Here is a 14,729-nt window from a genome sequence, read left to right as displayed (position 1 = left end):
ACAGCGAAGTTTACGTGGCCTGCGAGGTCCGGGTCGCCGCGGCCTCGAGTACGTGCTCGGTTTCGACCCGGTCCTTGGCTCTGCGGCGGTCCTCGAGGACGGCGGTCCAGGCGTTGCGGCGGGCACCGCTCATGAGCAGCGACTCGATACCCCGGAAGGCGTCGGTGAACGACGGAATGGCAATGGCGCGTACGGGCGCGGCCTGCATGATGTCGATCCCTTTCACGGTGCTCAAGTCGGTCCGGGTGGGCAGCGGGCGGGCGTCAGCGGTGTGCGACGGTGTGCGCGGTGCGTGGACCTACCGTCACTGACTGGTGTTACCAGGGCATGACCGGCCGGTCAAACGGTGATGAAACATTTACGCGGCCCGCCGGGCTCTTCGTTACAAAAGAGCCTAGGGGCCGCGTCGATGCGGTGTTACCCGTTGGTAAGACTTTGTGCGTGAGTTCACACAGTCCGTGCGGTAGTGCGCGTCACACGGTCGCGCGCTCAGACTCGGCTGCGCTTCTCCATCGCCTGCTGGTAGAGGCGCCCGGCCCGGTACGAAGAACGGACCAGCGGGCCCGACATCACACCGGAGAAGCCGATCTCCTCGGCCTCCTTCGCCAGCTCCACGAACTCGGCCGGCTTCACCCAGCGCTCCACGGGGTGGTGCCGCGGCGAGGGCCGCAGGTACTGCGTGATGGTGATGAGCTCGCAGCCGGCCTCGTGGAGGTCCTTCAGCGCCTGCGAGACCTCCTCGCGCTCCTCGCCCATGCCGAGGATCAGGTTCGACTTGGTGACCAGGCCGTACGCGCGGGCCTTGGTGATCACCTCGAGCGAGCGCTCGTAGCGGAAGCCGGGGCGGATCCGCTTGAAGATCCGCGGCACCGTCTCGACGTTGTGCGCGAACACCTCGGGGCGGGAGGCGAAGACCTCCTCCAGCAGCTCCGGGACCGCGTTGAAGTCGGGAGCCAGGAGCTCGACCTTGGTGTGGCCGGCCTCACGGCCCGCCGTCTGCTCGTGGATCTGGCGCACGGTCTCCGCGTACAGCCAGGCACCGCCGTCGGCCAGGTCGTCGCGCGCGACGCCGGTGATGGTGGCGTAGTTCAGGTCCATCGTGACGACCGACTCGCCGACGCGGCGCGGCTCGTCCCGGTCCAGGGCCTCGGGCTTGCCCGTGTCGATCTGGCAGAAGTCACAGCGCCGGGTGCACTGGTCGCCACCGATGAGGAAGGTGGCCTCGCGGTCCTCCCAGCATTCGTAGATGTTGGGGCAACCGGCCTCCTGGCACACGGTGTGCAGTCCTTCGCCCTTCACCAGGGCCTGCATCTTCGTGTACTCGGGACCCATCTTCGCCCGGGTCTTGATCCACTCGGGCTTGCGCTCGATGGGGGTCTGGGCGTTACGGACCTCGAGGCGCAGCATCTTGCGTCCGTCGGGTGCGACTGCGGACACGACCGGCTCCCTGTGACTTCGATTCTTCGGCGCCCACCAGGGTACGCCCGTAATTTCATACGCTCTTACGTCCGCCAACCTGGGGGCGGGCGGACACATTCCCCCCCGGCTGTCAGCCGGCGGCCGGCTCTGTCTCCCGGGGCCGCAGCTCGGCCTGCTCCAGTACGTCCTTCAGGTGGCGTTCGACGACCGGCAGCACCTCGGCGATGGTGATCTCCCGGCCCAGTTCGTACGAGAGCGAGGTCACACCGGCGTCGCGGATCCCGCACGGGATGATCCGGTCGAACCAGGTGCTGTCCGGGTTCACGTTGATCGCGAAACCGTGCATCGTGACGCCCTTGGCGACGCGGATGCCGATCGCGGCGAGCTTGCGGTCCTCGCGGCGCTGGCCGGCGTTGGAGGGGGCGTACTCGGGACCGTTCAGGCGCGGGTCGAACTCGTCGTCCGTCAGCCGCGGGTCGAAGTCGAGCGAGAGGCCCCCGACCTTCGGACGCTCCTCGATCGGGTCGCCGAGCACCCACACGCCGGAGCGGCCCTCGACCCGGGTGGTCTCCAGGCCGAACTCGGCGGCGGTGCGGATCAGCGCCTCTTCCAGGCGGCGCACGTGCGCGACGACGTCGACCGGGCGGGGCAGCTTCATGATCGGGTAGCCGACCAGCTGGCCCGGGCCGTGCCAGGTGATCTTGCCGCCGCGGTCCACGTCCACGACGGGGGTGCCGTCCAGCGGCCGCTCGTTGTCGGCGGTGCGCCGCCCGGCGGTGTAGACGGGCTCGTGCTCCAGCAGGAGGCAGGTGTCGCCGATCTCGTCCGCGAAGCGCGCGGCGTGAACCCGCCGCTGCTCCTCCCAGGCCTGGGTGTACTCGACGTAATCGGGTCCGAAGCCCAGACGGACAAACCCAAGCTCAGCCACCGCAGCGCCTCCTCGTCGAACCTGCCGTGTGCACGTATCGCACCCAGCCAAGAGTACGGCGGCCGGTTTCCGCCCCCTCAGTCGCCCGGCGGCGGCCCGTCCTCCGGGCCCGGCGGCAGCGGCCTGGGCCGCCTGCGGCCCCGGGGCGGCCGGTCCGGGTCCTCGTCCGCCCGCGGCAGCCGCCGGTGGCCCTCCGAGTGGTCGTTGACCCAGCCGCAGACCCCGCACGCGTACCGGCCGTCCAGACCCGCGATGTACGTGCCGCACCGGCGGCACTCGGCCTCGGTCAGCTCGGGCGCCGTCAGCGGCGCGGGCAGCTCGGGCGCGGTCGGTGGCGCGGTGGCGTCGGCGGAGGGCTCCGCCGCGGTGGGCCTGCGGGTCATGTCGCGCAGCGTACGCGGACGGAAGGGGTCGGTCCGTAAAGGGCCCTACCGATTCTGCACACGATCGGATGAATGTGGGGCAGAGGGGGCGGCATGAGCGGAGTTCGCCGCTACATTCACGCCGTTCACAGGGCCGGGACTCCGGTCCGTCACGTCAGGAAACCGTGGAGCCGATGACGGAACGACCTGCCCAGCGCGTCCCCAACCGGCAGCTCGCGGCGCTGATCGCGGAAGCCGGGTTCTCCAACGCCGGTCTGGCCCGCCGCGTCGACCAGCTCGGCCTGGAGCACGGTCTCGATCTGCGGTACGACAAGACCTCCGTGACCCGGTGGCTGCGCGGGCAGCAGCCGCGCGGGACCACCCCGGCGCTGATCGCCGAGGTCTTCACCCGGCGCCTGGGCCGGCGGCTCTCCGCACAGGACCTGGGCCTGGACGCCTGTGCGCCCGTCTACGCCGGTCTGGAGTTCGCGGCCACCCCGGAGGAGGCCGTGGACATCGCCAGCGGGCTCTGGCGCAAGGACTCCGGCTCCCACGCCGAGCTGCGGAAGATCGCGTTCACCCCGGCCGGGCTGGTCGTGCCCAGCCGGGACTGGCTCATCGGGCGGGCCGACGAGCGCGTGGGCCGCGGCGCGGACCCGGCTGCCGCGGCCTCGGCAGCCGCGGCGGCGGCCCGCGTGCCGGTGCAGGGGCGCAGCTCGGTGCCCCGGCAGCGGCAGATCGACCGGGGCCCCGGCCAGCGGGTGACCAGCGGGGACATCGCGGCGCTGCGGTCGGTGGGCGAGCTGTTCCGGACCCTGGACCAGACCTACGGCGGCGGGCACGCCCGGCAGGCCCTGGTGCGCTACCTCGAGCACGAGGCCGAGCCCATGCTCCGCGGCACCTACGGGGAGACCACCGGGCGGCGGCTGTTCTCGGCCGCCGCCGACCTGACCCGGCTCGCGGGCTGGACCTCGTACGACATCGCCGCGCACGGGCTCGCCCAGCGGTACTTCGTGCAGGCGCTGCGCCTCGCGCAGGCCGCCGGGGACCGGCCGTACGGCTCGTACGTGCTGGTGACCATGAGCCGGCAGGCGGTGTACCTCGGCCACGGCCGGGAGGCCGTGCAGCTGGCCCGCGTCGCGCAGCAGGGCGTCGGCTCCGGCCCGCCGCCGGTGGTGCAGGCGCTCCTGCACTCGGCCGAGGCGCGCGGGCACGCGGTGCTCGGCGAGGTCCGGGCGGCGACGGCCTCGCTGGTGCGGGCCGAGCGCGCGCTGGGCGCGGCCCGGCCGGGGGACGACGTACCGCACTGGGCGCGGCTGTTCGACGAGGCGCAGCTGGCGGACGAGTTCGGGCACTGCCACCGGGACCTCCAGCAGTACCGGGCCTCGGCGCAGCACGCGGAACGGTCCCTGCAGTTGCGGGCGCCCGGGTTCGCGCGCTCGCGGCTGTTCTGCCGGGTGGTGCTGGCCACGGCGCGGCTGGGGCTGGGCGAGCTGGACCAGGCGTGCGCGCTGGGTGCGGAGGCGGCGCAGCAGGCGATGGAGATGCGGTCGGTGCGCGCGGTGGAGTACGTACGGGACTTCGAGCGCCGGCTGGAGCCGTACCGGGACGCCTCGGCGGTGCGGACGTACCGGGACCGGGTGGCGGCACTGTCGTGAGCTGCTGATACGGGGTCAGGGGTGGGGCGTGGGCCCGGTTCCTTGGGGGGAACCGGGCCCTGGACCCGTGGTGGTTCTCAGGCCACCGCCGGAAGGGCGGGTTCCGCGCTCGCCGGGAGCCGGATGCCGAAGTCGCGCAGGGCGGCCGTGGCGGCGCGGCGGGCCGAGTGCAGCGCCCCCTGGACCGTGTTGGAGTCGCGGTGGTCGCCGCACACGTACAGCCCGGCCAGGACCCGGACCGGACGGCGCAGGTCGTACGGCGGCGGCATCGCGGGGACGGCCTCCGGGGCGTGGTGGACGGCCAGCAGCTCCCAGTCCCGGGTGCCGGTCTCGTACAGCCGGGCGAGGCGCGAGGCGACCGTACGTGCGGGCGGCGGCGGGCCGAGCACGGTGGTGGTGACCAGGCTCCGGCCGGCCGGGGCCCGCGTCGGGTCGACCCCGCTCATCACGGCGGTGTGGGCGACGGGCCACCTGGGATCGCCGTCGAGCAGGAGCGAGCCGTCCCACGGGAGCGGGGCGGCGGTGGCGTGGTGGATGACGGTGACCTCGTGGAACTCCGGCACCCGCAGCCCCGGCAGCAGTTCGGCGGCGGCCCGCGCGCCGGTGGCCAGAACGGCGGATCGGCAGCTGAAGTCGCCGTGCTCCTCGGTGGTGACCAGGTTGGTCGCCACCGAGCGGACCCGGACCCCGGTGCGCACCGTGCCGGGCGGCAGGGTGGCTGTGAGCAGCTCGGGCAGGGTGGCGGCGCCGCCCTCGGGCACGGCGAGCCGGCCGCGGGCGAAGGTGCGCAGGGCGAGGTCGGCGACCCGGCTGGAGGTGGTGAGTTCCGGATCGCGCAGCAGGGCGGCGAGCAGGGGCCGCAGGGTCGTGCCGTGGGCCCGGGAGCGCAGGGCGGCGAGTGCCGTGCGCTCGGGGCGGGCCAGTACGCGTTCCACGGGCACGGCGGCGAGCCGGCCGAGGTAGGCGCTGAGCCGGGCCTGGTCGAAGGAGCCGCTGGCCAGCGCGCGGGCCGGGGTCAGCGCCCCGGCGCGGAGCTGCCTGCCGTCCGTGTGGACGAGCACCCCCGGAGCGAAGGGCCGCAGGACCAGGCCGGCCAGGCCGGGGGTCCGGTCGAGCTCCGTGTACGAGGTGTTGAGCAGCTGCCCGATCCGGTCCAGCCGGAATCCGTCGACGTGCTCGGTGGCCATCCGGCCGCCGGGATCGTCGGCCGCCTCCAGAACGGTGACCGTGACCCCTGCCGCGATCAGGTGGTGTGCCGCCGCGAGTCCTGAGACCCCGGCTCCTACGATGACGACGTCCGCATGCTGTGCGGCGCGGTGTGAGCTGCTGAGCACGTGCCCCTCCCCGAGGTCGGCGCGGCTGTGTGGGAATCCTCCTTCCCCCAACGAGCTCCAGGGGAACCCGAGTTCGGTGGCGTATTACGCCCAACTCCGGTCGCACACCGGTCGCATCCGGGTCACAACCGGTCGCACACCGCCCAACCGCGCGCCGCGGTGGGGTTCCGGGGCGGGCCGGGGGGCCGCGACACGGCGGGGCGGGGCCGGGGCTATCGGGCGAGCGCGGCGCGGATCGCTTCGTCGATGCCCGGGTACCGGAACGTGAACCCCGTCTCCAACAGCCGGGCGGGCCGCACCCGCTGACTGCCGAGCACGTCCCCCGCGAACTCCCCCAGCACCACGCGCAGGGCGGGCGCCGGTACGGGGAACAGCGTCGGCCGGTGCAGTACGCGGCCCATCGCGGCGGTGACCTCACGGTTGGTCAGCGGCTCGGGGGCGGTCAGGTTGACGGGGCCGGACAGCTCCGGGGTGTCGATGGCATGCCGCAGGGCGGCGATCTCGTCGTACATGGAGATGAAGGACCAGTACTGCCGGCCGTTGCCGAGCCGGCCGCCGATCCCGGCGCGGAAGATCGGGAACAGCTTGCCCCAGGCCCCGCCCTCGGCGGCGACGACCAGTCCGGTCCGGGCGAAGACCGTCCGTACGCCGGCCTCCTGGGCGGGGGCTGCGGCCGCCTCCCACTCGATGCAGACCTCGGGCAGGAAGCCCTGCCCCGCCGGGGCGTGCTCGTCGACGGCGCGGTCGCCGGTGTCGCCGTAGTAGCCGATGGCGGAGCCGCAGACGAAGACGGCGGGCGGCGCGTCGAGCGCGGCGATCGCACGGGCCATCGCCTCGGTCCCCGCCACCCGGCTGTCCCGGATCTCCTTCTTGTACGCGGCGGTCCACCGGTGTTCGCCGACCCCGGCCCCGGCGAGGTGGACGACGGCCCCGCAGCCGGCGAGTCCGGCGGGGTCGACGTAGCCGCGCCGCGGGTCCCAGGCCGCCTCGTCGGGCGCGGCGGGCGTGCGGCGCACGAAGCGGACGACGTCGTGGCCGTCTGCGCGCAGGGACCGTACGAGGGCCTGGCCGATGAGGCCGGTGGAGCCGGTGATGGCGATACGCATGGGCCCATGATGCAGGTCCGCTGCGCGGTGCATCCGGCGGCGCTGCGCGGGCTTCCTCCCCGCCCCACCCTTCCCCCGTTCCCCGGGCCCGCCCGGACGCGCCTCGGGGCTCCGCCCCGAGCCCCGCCCGAGGGCCCTCCGCCGGGCTGCGCCCGTACGGGTGGGGTCAGGTGGTGCCGAGCCAGGTGCCCACCGCGTACGTGACCGTCATCGCCAGGGCGCCGCCGGCGACGTTGCGCAGGACCGCCCGGAGGGGAGGTGCGCCGCCGAGGCGGGCGCTGATCACCCCGCACAGCGTCAGCGTCGCCAGCACCGCCGCCACCGTCACCGGCACCCGCTCCGACGGCCCCGGCAGCACGATCGCCAGCAGCGGAAGCAGCGCCCCCACCGTGAACGCGACCAGGCTCGCGAACGCCGCGTGCCAGGGGTTGACCAGCTCGTCGGGATCGATCCCGAGCTCCACCCTCGCGTGCGCCTTCAGCGCGTCCCGCTCCGTCAGCTGCTCCGCCGCCTCCCTCGCCAGCTCGCGGCTCAGCCCCCTGGCCTCCAGCAGCTCGGTCAGTTCCGCCAGCTCCGCCTCCGGCTCCTGCGCCAGCTCCTGCCGCTCCGTCTCCAGCGCGGCCCGCTCCGAGTCCCGCTGGGAGCTCACCGAGACGTACTCCCCCGCCGCCATCGACAGTGACCCCGCCAGCAGCCCGGCCACCCCCGCCGCCAGGATCGAGGCCCGCGAGGTGGTGGCCCCGGCCACGCCCACCACGAGGCCGGCCGTGGAGATGATCCCGTCGTTCGCGCCGAGCACCCCCGCCCGCAGCCAGTTCAGCCGCGTGCTGATCGCCGCGCTCTGCCCCACCCCGTCCGTGTCCGTCACGGGACCACTGTCGGCGCCCGGACCCCGCAGGTCCACCCGGCAGGCCGGTCCGGCGTGCGCGGCCCGTGCCCCGGTACCAGGGTGGAGGGGTGAGACGCCGACGCGAGGAGCCTGGCTGGCTGCACGGGAAGCCGCCACCACGCTGGGCGCGGCTCGCGCCTCCCGTGGCGCTGGTGGCGCTGGTGCTCGCACAGACCGCCACCCCGGGCGACATCGAGCTGGGCTACTTCCTGGCCGGCCTGCCCCCGGTCGCGGCCTTCGCGTACGGGGCGGCCGGCACCGCCGTCTTCGCCGGGATCGTACTGCTGCTGCTCGGCGTGTCGTCGCTCGGGATCGGGCACGCCCAGGGCGCGGACCTGGCCACCGTGGCCGTGGTCGCGCTGCTCAGCGTGGTGATCGCCTGGGTCCGGCGGCGCCGCGACGCGCAGCTGGTCAGCGTACGGACCGTCGCAGAGGCGGCGCAGCTGGCGGTGCTGCCGCCAGTTCCGGAACAGGTCGGTCCGGTGCGCTGCGCCGGGCTGTACCGGGCCGCCCAGCGCGGCACGCTGGTCGGCGGCGACCTGTACGACGTACGGGTCGGGCCGTACGGGGTGCGGGCGCTGGTCGGCGACGTGCAGGGGCACGGCCTGGCGGCGGTCGGCACGGTGGCGGCGCTGCTCGGCGCCTTCCGTGAGGGGGTGCTGGACGATCCGGAGCTCGCGGGCGTGGCCGCCCGGCTGGACCGCAGACTGCTGGCGGACACCGCGGGGGCGGCGGGCTCCGCAAACTCGGCGGGCTCGGCGGGCTCGGCCGACCCGGCCGACGCCGCCGTCGAGCATCCGGAGCTGTTCGCAACGGCGCTGCTGCTGGAGTTCCCGCCCGGGCTGGACCTCGTACGGATCGTCTCGTGCGGGCATCCGCCGGCGCTGCTGCTGCGGGCGTCCACGGTGTCGGAGGTGGCCGTGGAACCTGGGCCTCCGCTGGGGCTCGGGCTCGCCGGCGCAGACCTCGCGGTGGTGGCCGACGTACCGCTGCTGCCGGGCGACCGGCTGCTCGCGCACACGGACGGGGTGACGGAGGCCCGGGACGCGGCGGGTGACTTCTACCCCCTGGCCACCCGGATCCCGGCCCTGGCCAAGGACCCGGCCGAGCTGGTGGAGGCGGTGTGGCAGGACCTGGTGGCGTTCACCGACGGCGGCCCGCGCGACGACGTGGCCCTGCTGGTGCTGTCCCTCCCGGACGCGGCGGGCCCCTCGATGACCGAGCAGTCCTGATCATGTGGGCTGACGCGCATCACGGCGCTCGCGAGAGCGACGGCCGTGGCCCCCACCCCGTTCACTGCGCCGCCCCCCTCACGGCGTTCTGCATCGTCGGGCAGAGCGTTCGAGAACGCTCTGCCCGGCGCGGTCGACCGTCGACCCGGTCGGTTGCTCAGGCTCCGTTGCTGATGATGAAGGCGCGGACCAGCTTGCACGTGACGTTCGACGGGCGGTGGATCCCCGTGCGGACGGCCATCGTGCGGATCTTCCGGTTGGTGGCGCGACGGGCGTCGTACGTCCCCGAGTCGAGCAGGGATATCGCCAGCCGCATCGCCTTCAGACGGCGGTTGTGGCTCTCGTACCACTCGCGGGGCAGCCCCGCCGGCAGCGGCTTCTTCTTGACGGGCTCAATGGTCGTGGCAGTGGCCATCTACAGCCTCCCAAACGGTAGTTGGCTTCCTGTCGTTCTCCTTCGATTTTACCGGGGACCACTGACAGAAGCCCCTGGCCAGACAGGCTCTGGCTAGGCTGAGGGCCATGGAGATCTGGATCAATCCCGCCTGTTCGAAGTGCCGCAGCGCGCTGACCCTGCTGGACGCGGAGGGCGCCGAGTACACCGTGCGCCGCTACCTGGAGGACGTGCCGTCCGAGGACGAGATCCGCGAGGTCCTGGGCCGGCTCGGCCTGGAGCCGTGGGACATCACGCGCACCTCGGACCCGCTCGCGAAGGAGACCGGCGTACGGGACCTGCCGCGCGAGGAGACGGACGAGGCCCGGGGCCGCTGGATCGCCCACCTGGCGGCGCACCCGAAGCTCATCCAGCGCCCGATCATCACAGCGGAGGACGGCACGGCGGTCATCGCCCGCTCGGAGGAAGCGGTCCGCGAGGCCATGTCCCGCTAAGGCCTGCCTTTCGGATCAGGCCGGATCGGCCCGCGGCGCCGAGCGGCACGGGCCTGGGGGAGCATGATCCGGAAGGCCGGCCCCGGGGCTGAGCCGATGCGCCGCCTCCGCGCGGCGGCGGTGCCGGAACCCGGGCCGACCTGCGCGGGCGACCCCGTCGGTGGTTCGGCGCGCCCGCCTACGCTCCCGGTATGACGTCCGACCACACGGCCCCCGCAGCCACCGCATCCGGCACGGACACCGGCACCACCACCGCCGGACCCGGCGACGGCACGGGCCCGCGCTCAGGCACCGGTGACGGCGCCGGCGCCGGCGCCGACCTGCATCTCGAGCTGCCCCCGCACGGCGCCCGGCGTACCGCCCTCGCCCAGGCCCTCCGCGAAGCCGTGCGCAGCGGGCGGCTCGCCGGCGGGACCCGGCTGCCGCCCTACCGGGCGCTGGCCGCCGACCTCGGGCTGGCCCGCAACGCCGTCGCCGACGCCTACGCCGAGCTCGTCGCCGAGGGCTGGTTCACCGCCCGGCAGGGCTCCGGCACCCGGGTCGCCGAGGGGGCGGCCACCGCCGCCGCGCCGGCCGCCCCGGCGACCCCGGCCGTCCCCGAGGGTCCCCGCCACGACCTGCTCCAGGGCAAGCCCGACCCCGCGTCCTTCCCGCGGGGCGCCTGGTCCGCGAGTGCCCGGCGGGCCCTCGCCGAGGCCCCCACCGAGGCCTTCGGGCCCGGCGATCCCCGGGGCCGCCCGGAGCTGCGGCGGGCGCTGGCCGCGTACCTGTCCCGGGCGCGTGGCGTGCGTACCGGCCCGGAGAACGTCGTCGTCTGCTCCGGCTTCGCGAACGGCCTGCGGCTCCTCGCGTCGCTGCGGCCCCGCGACTGGGCCGTGGAGGAGTACGGACTCCCCTTCCACCGCGGCATCCTCGAAGCCTCCGGGGTCCGCCCGCACCCCGTCCCCGTCGACGAGGACGGCGCCCGCCCGGACGAGATCCCGGCCCGGGCGCGCACCCTGCTGCTGACCCCGGCGCACCAGTTCCCGACGGGCGCCGCGCTGCTTCCGGCGCGGCGGGCCGCCGCCGTGGAGTGGGCCCGTACGACGGGCGGGCTGATCGTGGAGGACGACTACGACGGAGAGTTCCGCTACGACCGCAAGGCGGTCGGCGCCGTACAGGGCCTGGACCCCGGGCACATCGTCTATGCGGGCTCGCTGAGCAAGTCCCTCTCCCCCGCCATCCGCCTGGGCTGGCTGGTACTGCCGGACCACCTGGTCGACCGGGTCCTGGCGGCGAAGGGCCTGCGGGAGTCCTGGGCGAGCGCCCTGGACCAGCTGGCACTGGCCGACTTCATCGCGTGCGGTGCGTACGACCGCCACATCCGCCGCATGCGACACCGCTACCGCGGCCGCCGCGACCAGCTGGTCTCCGTACTGGCGTCCCGCGCCCCGGAGTTGCGGGTGACGGGCATCTCGGCGGGGCTGCACGCGGTCCTGGAGCTCCCGCCGGGGAGGGAGGCGGCGGCGCTGGAGGCGGCCCGCGCGGCGGGCCTGGCGCTGGACGGCCTGTCGGAATACCGGCACCCGGCCGCGGCCGGGGCGGGCAGGGAGGGACTGGTGGTGGGGTACGCGGCGCCACCGGAAGCGGCATTCGGCCGAGCGGTGGAAGCACTGGCGGAAGCGATGAGCCCGCACACGGGCCGCTCGCACGCGTACTCATCCCGCCCTCACCTCCGCACCCCATAGGGTGTGAAACCAAGCAAATGGGATGTATTGGATCGAAGGACCGGGATGAACCACGGACAGAACGACCCGAACGAAGAGAACGAGCCGAACCGGCAGCAGGCACAGCCCCTCCCGGCCGATCCCCGGCCCGACGCCCCGTCCCAGCAACCCGCCGCCGCGCCCCGCCTCCCCCCGCCGCGCCGAGGGGCCGACTGGATGTTCGGCGGGGTCTACGGGACGGTGCTCGCGTCCGGACTGCTGGCCGCGCTCGATCAGGCGGGCGACGCGTTCACCCCGTTCTACGACGCCAGCTGGGTGCTGGTCACCGCCTGCGCGGCCGCCCTCGCGCACGGCTACTCGCACCACATGACCACCCATCAGGCCGGCTCCGCCGCCCACCGCTGGCGGGTGCTCTCGCGGGCGCTGTGGAACGAGTGGCCGATGATCGTGGCCGCTCTTCCCACCGTCCTGCTGCTGGTCGTCGCCGGGCTCACCGACTGGGACTCGTACGGGGTGACCGCCGTCGGGCTCGGCCTGAACACCGCGCTGCTGTTCGCCTGGGGCTCCTTCGTGGCACTCCGCGTCGGCTACCGGTTCGGTTCGGCCCTGCTGATGGGCCTCGCGGACGCCACCATCGGGCTGGCCATCATCGTGGCCAACGCCGTCATCAAGTAGGCCCGGCCGGCTCGCCCGCGAACCCCCGGCCCGCCCCGAACCGCCACCTCAGCCCGGCAGCTGCGCCTCCGCCTCCGCCAGGATCTCCGTCAGCCGGGCCGCGAACTCCGCGTCGCGCGGGTCCGCGACCCCCGTCCGGGCCGCGGCGAGCAGCGCGTCCAGGGCGCGCCCGTACGCACCGGGTACGTCGGTCCAGTTGGGCAGCGAGAACACGCCTTCGGCCCCGCGCAGCTCCAGCCCCACCCCGGCCGCCGCGGTCGGCGCGCCGAGGCTGAGCACGGCGGTGCTGGCGGCGCCCGAGGCGTGGCGCAGGGCGAGCTGGACCACGTCGGAGGGCCCGCGGGTGGCGGTGACGGACGTGACGTCGCCCAGGACCGGGATCAGGACGGACAGGGCGTGCGGGCCGACGTCCCAGAGCCCGCCCTTGGCCTTGCGCCAGGGCGAGGCGGCGTACGCGCTGGGCGTGCCGTCGGGCGGGAAGACGGCGCCGAGCCAGTGGGCGCTCGCCGTGAACCAGCCGGAGCGGCCCGCCTGCTCGGCGACCCAGCCGGCCGCGGGCTCGGCGAAGCGCAGGGTGAGGAAGACGACGGAGGCGACGCCGTGCCGGGCGACGGCGTCGGCCACGGCCCGGGCGTCCTCGACGGTCGTGGCGACGGGCTTGTCGAGCAGCAGCTGGCAGCCTGCCGCGGCGGCGCGCACCGCGAGCGGGGCCTGTACGTCGGGCGGCAGGGCGAAGGCCACGACGTCACAGTCGGCGAACAGCTCGTCGGGGTCTTCGTACACCTTCACGCCGTACGCGTCGGCCAGCTCGGCGGCGGCTTCGGGGCGGCGGCCCCACACTCCGGCGAACTCGGAGCCGGCGAACTCGGAGGCGGCGTGCGCGGCAAGGGCGGGGGCATGGGTGCGGTGGGCCCAGGGGCCGGTACCCAGCAGGCCGACCCGGGGGCGGGCCGGCAGGCGGGGGGAGTCCGTGGGGGCGGCGGCCGAGGTCAAATCGTACGAAATGCTCACCTGCTCAGTGTGCCCCACTCGGACGGGTGTGCTGCCACCAACCCGCACAACCCACCCGACCTGCGGCGTAAACCTCGGTAACACGGGGTTCACACCCGGGCAACGGAAGAGAAATCGCGAACGGGCACGCTGCGGTCAACACCGCAGCGACATCGCAACACCACGAACGCAGCACCCGCAGAGTCTGCGCCGGAGCGACGCACCGAAGGATGGGGCCCGTGAGCTACAAGGCTGAGTACATCTGGATCGACGGCACCGAGCCGACGGCGAAGCTGCGCTCCAAGACGAAGATCCTGGCCGAGGGCGACGCGCTGCCGATCTGGGGCTTCGACGGATCGAGCACCAACCAGGCCGAGGGTCACGCCTCCGACCGCGTGCTGCAGCCGGTGTTCTCCTGCCCGGACCCGATCCGCGGCGGGGACAACCTCCTCGTGCTGTGCGAGGTCATGAACATCGACATGACCCCGCACGAGTCGAACACCCGCGCGCTGCTGCGTCCGATCGCCGCGCAGTTCGCGGACCAGGAGCCGATCTTCGGCATCGAGCAGGAGTACACCTTCTTCGACGGCATCCGGCCGCTCGGCTTCCCGGTGGGCGGCTTCCCGGCCGCGCAGGGCGGCTACTACTGCGGTGTCGGCTCGGACGAGATCTTCGGCCGCGAGATCGTCGAGAAGCACCTGGACCACTGCCTCGCGGCGGGCCTGAGCATCTCCGGCATCAACGCCGAGGTCATGCCCGGCCAGTGGGAGTTCCAGGTCGGCCCCGTGGGCCCGCTGGAGGTCTCCGACCAGCTGTGGATCGCACGCTGGCTGCTCTACCGCACCGCCGAGGACTTCAACGTCTCCGCGACGCTGAACCCGAAGCCGGTGAAGGGCGACTGGAACGGCGCGGGCGCGCACACCAACTTCTCCACGAAGGCGATGCGCGAGGACTACCGCGCCATCATCACCGCGTGCGAGTCGCTGGGCGAGGGCTCGAAGCCGCTGGACCACGTCAAGAACTACGGCGCCGGCATCGACGAGCGCCTGACGGGCCTGCACGAGACCGCCCCGTGGAACGAGTTCAGCTACGGCGTCTCCGACCGCGGCGCCTCCGTCCGCATCCCGTGGCAGGTGGAGAAGGACGGCAAGGGCTACATCGAGGACCGCCGCCCGAACGCGAACGTGGACCCGTACGTGGTGACCCGTCTGATCACGGACACCTGCTGCACGAGCCTGCAGAAGGAGGGCCTGGTCTAGGACCCGGCCTCCCCTCCCCCCTCCCGCAGCCGACACTGCGACACGAAGCGCGACGCCCGCCGAGCCCCCGTGGCCCGGCGGGCGTCTTGCGTCGTGCGTCCACGAAGCCGACCAGCATGCGATACGGGGCGCCGGTAGGGACGCCCGGACCGGCGCCACCCGGTGATGTTTTATCCGGCATTGTCCATCACAAGTCGAGGAATGATCGCGGAATTTGAGATTCCGCTCCACAACCTGAGACGGGGCCTGCCCCGCACCCGTTACGTCTGCTTCAATGAGCTCA

General features: G+C 73.9%; 15 protein-coding genes. 6 read left to right on the top strand and 9 right to left on the bottom strand.

Features of this window, described 5'->3' with window-relative positions:
* Positions 1-10: 10 nt before the first annotated feature.
* From AB0M76_RS29245 to AB0M76_RS29230, 4 genes are all read right to left on the bottom strand, one after another.
* Positions 11-208: a hypothetical protein gene (locus AB0M76_RS29245; RefSeq protein ID WP_030291684.1), complete on the bottom strand. Its 198-nt coding sequence runs from the start codon at positions 206-208 to the stop codon at positions 11-13.
* A 281-nt stretch (positions 209-489) separates the two neighbouring features.
* A complete protein-coding gene (gene lipA, locus AB0M76_RS29240; protein WP_266667683.1) occupies positions 490-1,437 on the bottom strand; it encodes a lipoyl synthase in 948 nt (315 codons plus the stop codon).
* Between the two features lie 112 nt (positions 1,438-1,549).
* Complete coding sequence (gene lipB, locus AB0M76_RS29235) at positions 1,550-2,347, bottom strand: lipoyl(octanoyl) transferase LipB (RefSeq protein WP_365955714.1); 798 nt, start codon at positions 2,345-2,347, stop codon at positions 1,550-1,552.
* Between the two features lie 77 nt (positions 2,348-2,424).
* Positions 2,425-2,730, bottom strand: coding sequence for a hypothetical protein (locus AB0M76_RS29230; protein ID WP_365955713.1), 306 nt, complete (start codon positions 2,728-2,730; stop codon positions 2,425-2,427).
* 173 nt (positions 2,731-2,903) lie between these two features.
* Here AB0M76_RS29230 and AB0M76_RS29225 point away from each other — a divergent pair, with 173 nt between their 5' ends.
* A complete protein-coding gene (locus AB0M76_RS29225; protein WP_365955712.1) occupies positions 2,904-4,367 on the top strand; it encodes a regulator in 1,464 nt (487 codons plus the stop codon).
* Between the two features lie 77 nt (positions 4,368-4,444).
* On the opposite strand, the gene AB0M76_RS29220 is transcribed toward AB0M76_RS29225, so the two are convergent.
* The 3 genes from AB0M76_RS29220 to AB0M76_RS29210 all read right to left on the bottom strand — a co-directional run bounded on the left by AB0M76_RS29220 (position 4,445) and on the right by AB0M76_RS29210 (position 7,675).
* Positions 4,445-5,701 (bottom strand): FAD-dependent oxidoreductase, encoded by a 1,257-nt coding sequence (locus tag AB0M76_RS29220; RefSeq protein ID WP_365955711.1) that lies wholly within the window; start codon positions 5,699-5,701, stop codon positions 4,445-4,447.
* A 212-nt stretch (positions 5,702-5,913) separates the two neighbouring features.
* A complete protein-coding gene (locus AB0M76_RS29215; RefSeq protein WP_365955710.1) occupies positions 5,914-6,807 on the bottom strand; it encodes a TIGR01777 family oxidoreductase in 894 nt (297 codons plus the stop codon).
* A 166-nt stretch (positions 6,808-6,973) separates the two neighbouring features.
* Positions 6,974-7,675, bottom strand: coding sequence for a VIT family protein (locus tag AB0M76_RS29210; RefSeq protein WP_365955709.1), 702 nt, complete (start codon positions 7,673-7,675; stop codon positions 6,974-6,976).
* 164 nt (positions 7,676-7,839) lie between these two features.
* Between AB0M76_RS29210 and AB0M76_RS29205 the strand changes: the two genes are divergently transcribed.
* On the top strand, positions 7,840-8,928 hold the full coding sequence (locus tag AB0M76_RS29205; protein ID WP_365955735.1) for a PP2C family protein-serine/threonine phosphatase: 1,089 nt from the start codon (positions 7,840-7,842) through the stop codon (positions 8,926-8,928).
* A 157-nt stretch (positions 8,929-9,085) separates the two neighbouring features.
* Here the strand turns inward: AB0M76_RS29205 and AB0M76_RS29200 are convergent, their stop codons facing one another.
* Positions 9,086-9,343, bottom strand: a complete 258-nt coding sequence (locus tag AB0M76_RS29200) for a hypothetical protein (RefSeq protein ID WP_266629880.1) — start codon at positions 9,341-9,343, stop codon at positions 9,086-9,088.
* 107 nt (positions 9,344-9,450) lie between these two features.
* Here AB0M76_RS29200 and AB0M76_RS29195 point away from each other — a divergent pair, with 107 nt between their 5' ends.
* The 3 genes from AB0M76_RS29195 (at position 9,451) to AB0M76_RS29185 (ending at position 12,197) form a co-directional block, all read left to right on the top strand.
* Positions 9,451-9,816 (top strand): ArsC/Spx/MgsR family protein, encoded by a 366-nt coding sequence (locus AB0M76_RS29195; RefSeq protein WP_266994073.1) that lies wholly within the window; start codon positions 9,451-9,453, stop codon positions 9,814-9,816.
* A 191-nt stretch (positions 9,817-10,007) separates the two neighbouring features.
* Positions 10,008-11,543, top strand: coding sequence for a PLP-dependent aminotransferase family protein (locus AB0M76_RS29190; protein WP_365955708.1), 1,536 nt, complete (start codon positions 10,008-10,010; stop codon positions 11,541-11,543).
* A gap of 45 nt (positions 11,544-11,588) precedes the next feature.
* Complete coding sequence (locus AB0M76_RS29185; protein ID WP_365955707.1) at positions 11,589-12,197, top strand: hypothetical protein; 609 nt, start codon at positions 11,589-11,591, stop codon at positions 12,195-12,197.
* A gap of 48 nt (positions 12,198-12,245) precedes the next feature.
* Here the strand turns inward: AB0M76_RS29185 and AB0M76_RS29180 are convergent, their stop codons facing one another.
* Entirely contained in the window at positions 12,246-13,190 is a 945-nt protein-coding gene (locus AB0M76_RS29180; RefSeq protein ID WP_365955734.1) for a Gfo/Idh/MocA family oxidoreductase, read from the bottom strand.
* 236 nt (positions 13,191-13,426) lie between these two features.
* Between AB0M76_RS29180 and glnII the strand changes: the two genes are divergently transcribed.
* A complete protein-coding gene (glnII, locus tag AB0M76_RS29175; protein WP_365955706.1) occupies positions 13,427-14,446 on the top strand; it encodes a glutamine synthetase in 1,020 nt (339 codons plus the stop codon).
* Positions 14,447-14,729: the final 283 nt, after the last annotated feature.

It is taken from the genome of Streptomyces sp. NPDC051364 (assembly GCF_040682115.1).
Classification (GTDB): domain Bacteria; phylum Actinomycetota; class Actinomycetes; order Streptomycetales; family Streptomycetaceae; genus Streptomyces.
The sequence above is the reverse complement of the archived record's forward strand: the minus strand, read 5'-3'. Positions and strand labels throughout refer to the sequence as shown.

What these genes read in the sequence shown, in the direction of transcription:
- AB0M76_RS29195 (WP_266994073.1), top strand. Translation starts at nt 9,451, where the DNA reads ATGGAGATCTGGATCAATCCCGCCTGTTCGAAGTGCCGCAGCGCGCTG.
- AB0M76_RS29185 (WP_365955707.1), top strand. Translation starts at nt 11,589, where the DNA reads ATGAACCACGGACAGAACGACCCGAACGAAGAGAACGAGCCGAACCGG.
- AB0M76_RS29245 (WP_030291684.1), bottom strand. Translation starts at nt 208, where the DNA reads ATGCAGGCCGCGCCCGTACGCGCCATTGCCATTCCGTCGTTCACCGAC.
- AB0M76_RS29190 (WP_365955708.1), top strand. Translation starts at nt 10,008, where the DNA reads ATGACGTCCGACCACACGGCCCCCGCAGCCACCGCATCCGGCACGGAC.
- AB0M76_RS29225 (WP_365955712.1), top strand. Translation starts at nt 2,904, where the DNA reads ATGACGGAACGACCTGCCCAGCGCGTCCCCAACCGGCAGCTCGCGGCG.
- AB0M76_RS29230 (WP_365955713.1), bottom strand. Translation starts at nt 2,730, where the DNA reads ATGACCCGCAGGCCCACCGCGGCGGAGCCCTCCGCCGACGCCACCGCG.
- AB0M76_RS29200 (WP_266629880.1), bottom strand. Translation starts at nt 9,343, where the DNA reads ATGGCCACTGCCACGACCATTGAGCCCGTCAAGAAGAAGCCGCTGCCG.
- AB0M76_RS29215 (WP_365955710.1), bottom strand. Translation starts at nt 6,807, where the DNA reads ATGCGTATCGCCATCACCGGCTCCACCGGCCTCATCGGCCAGGCCCTC.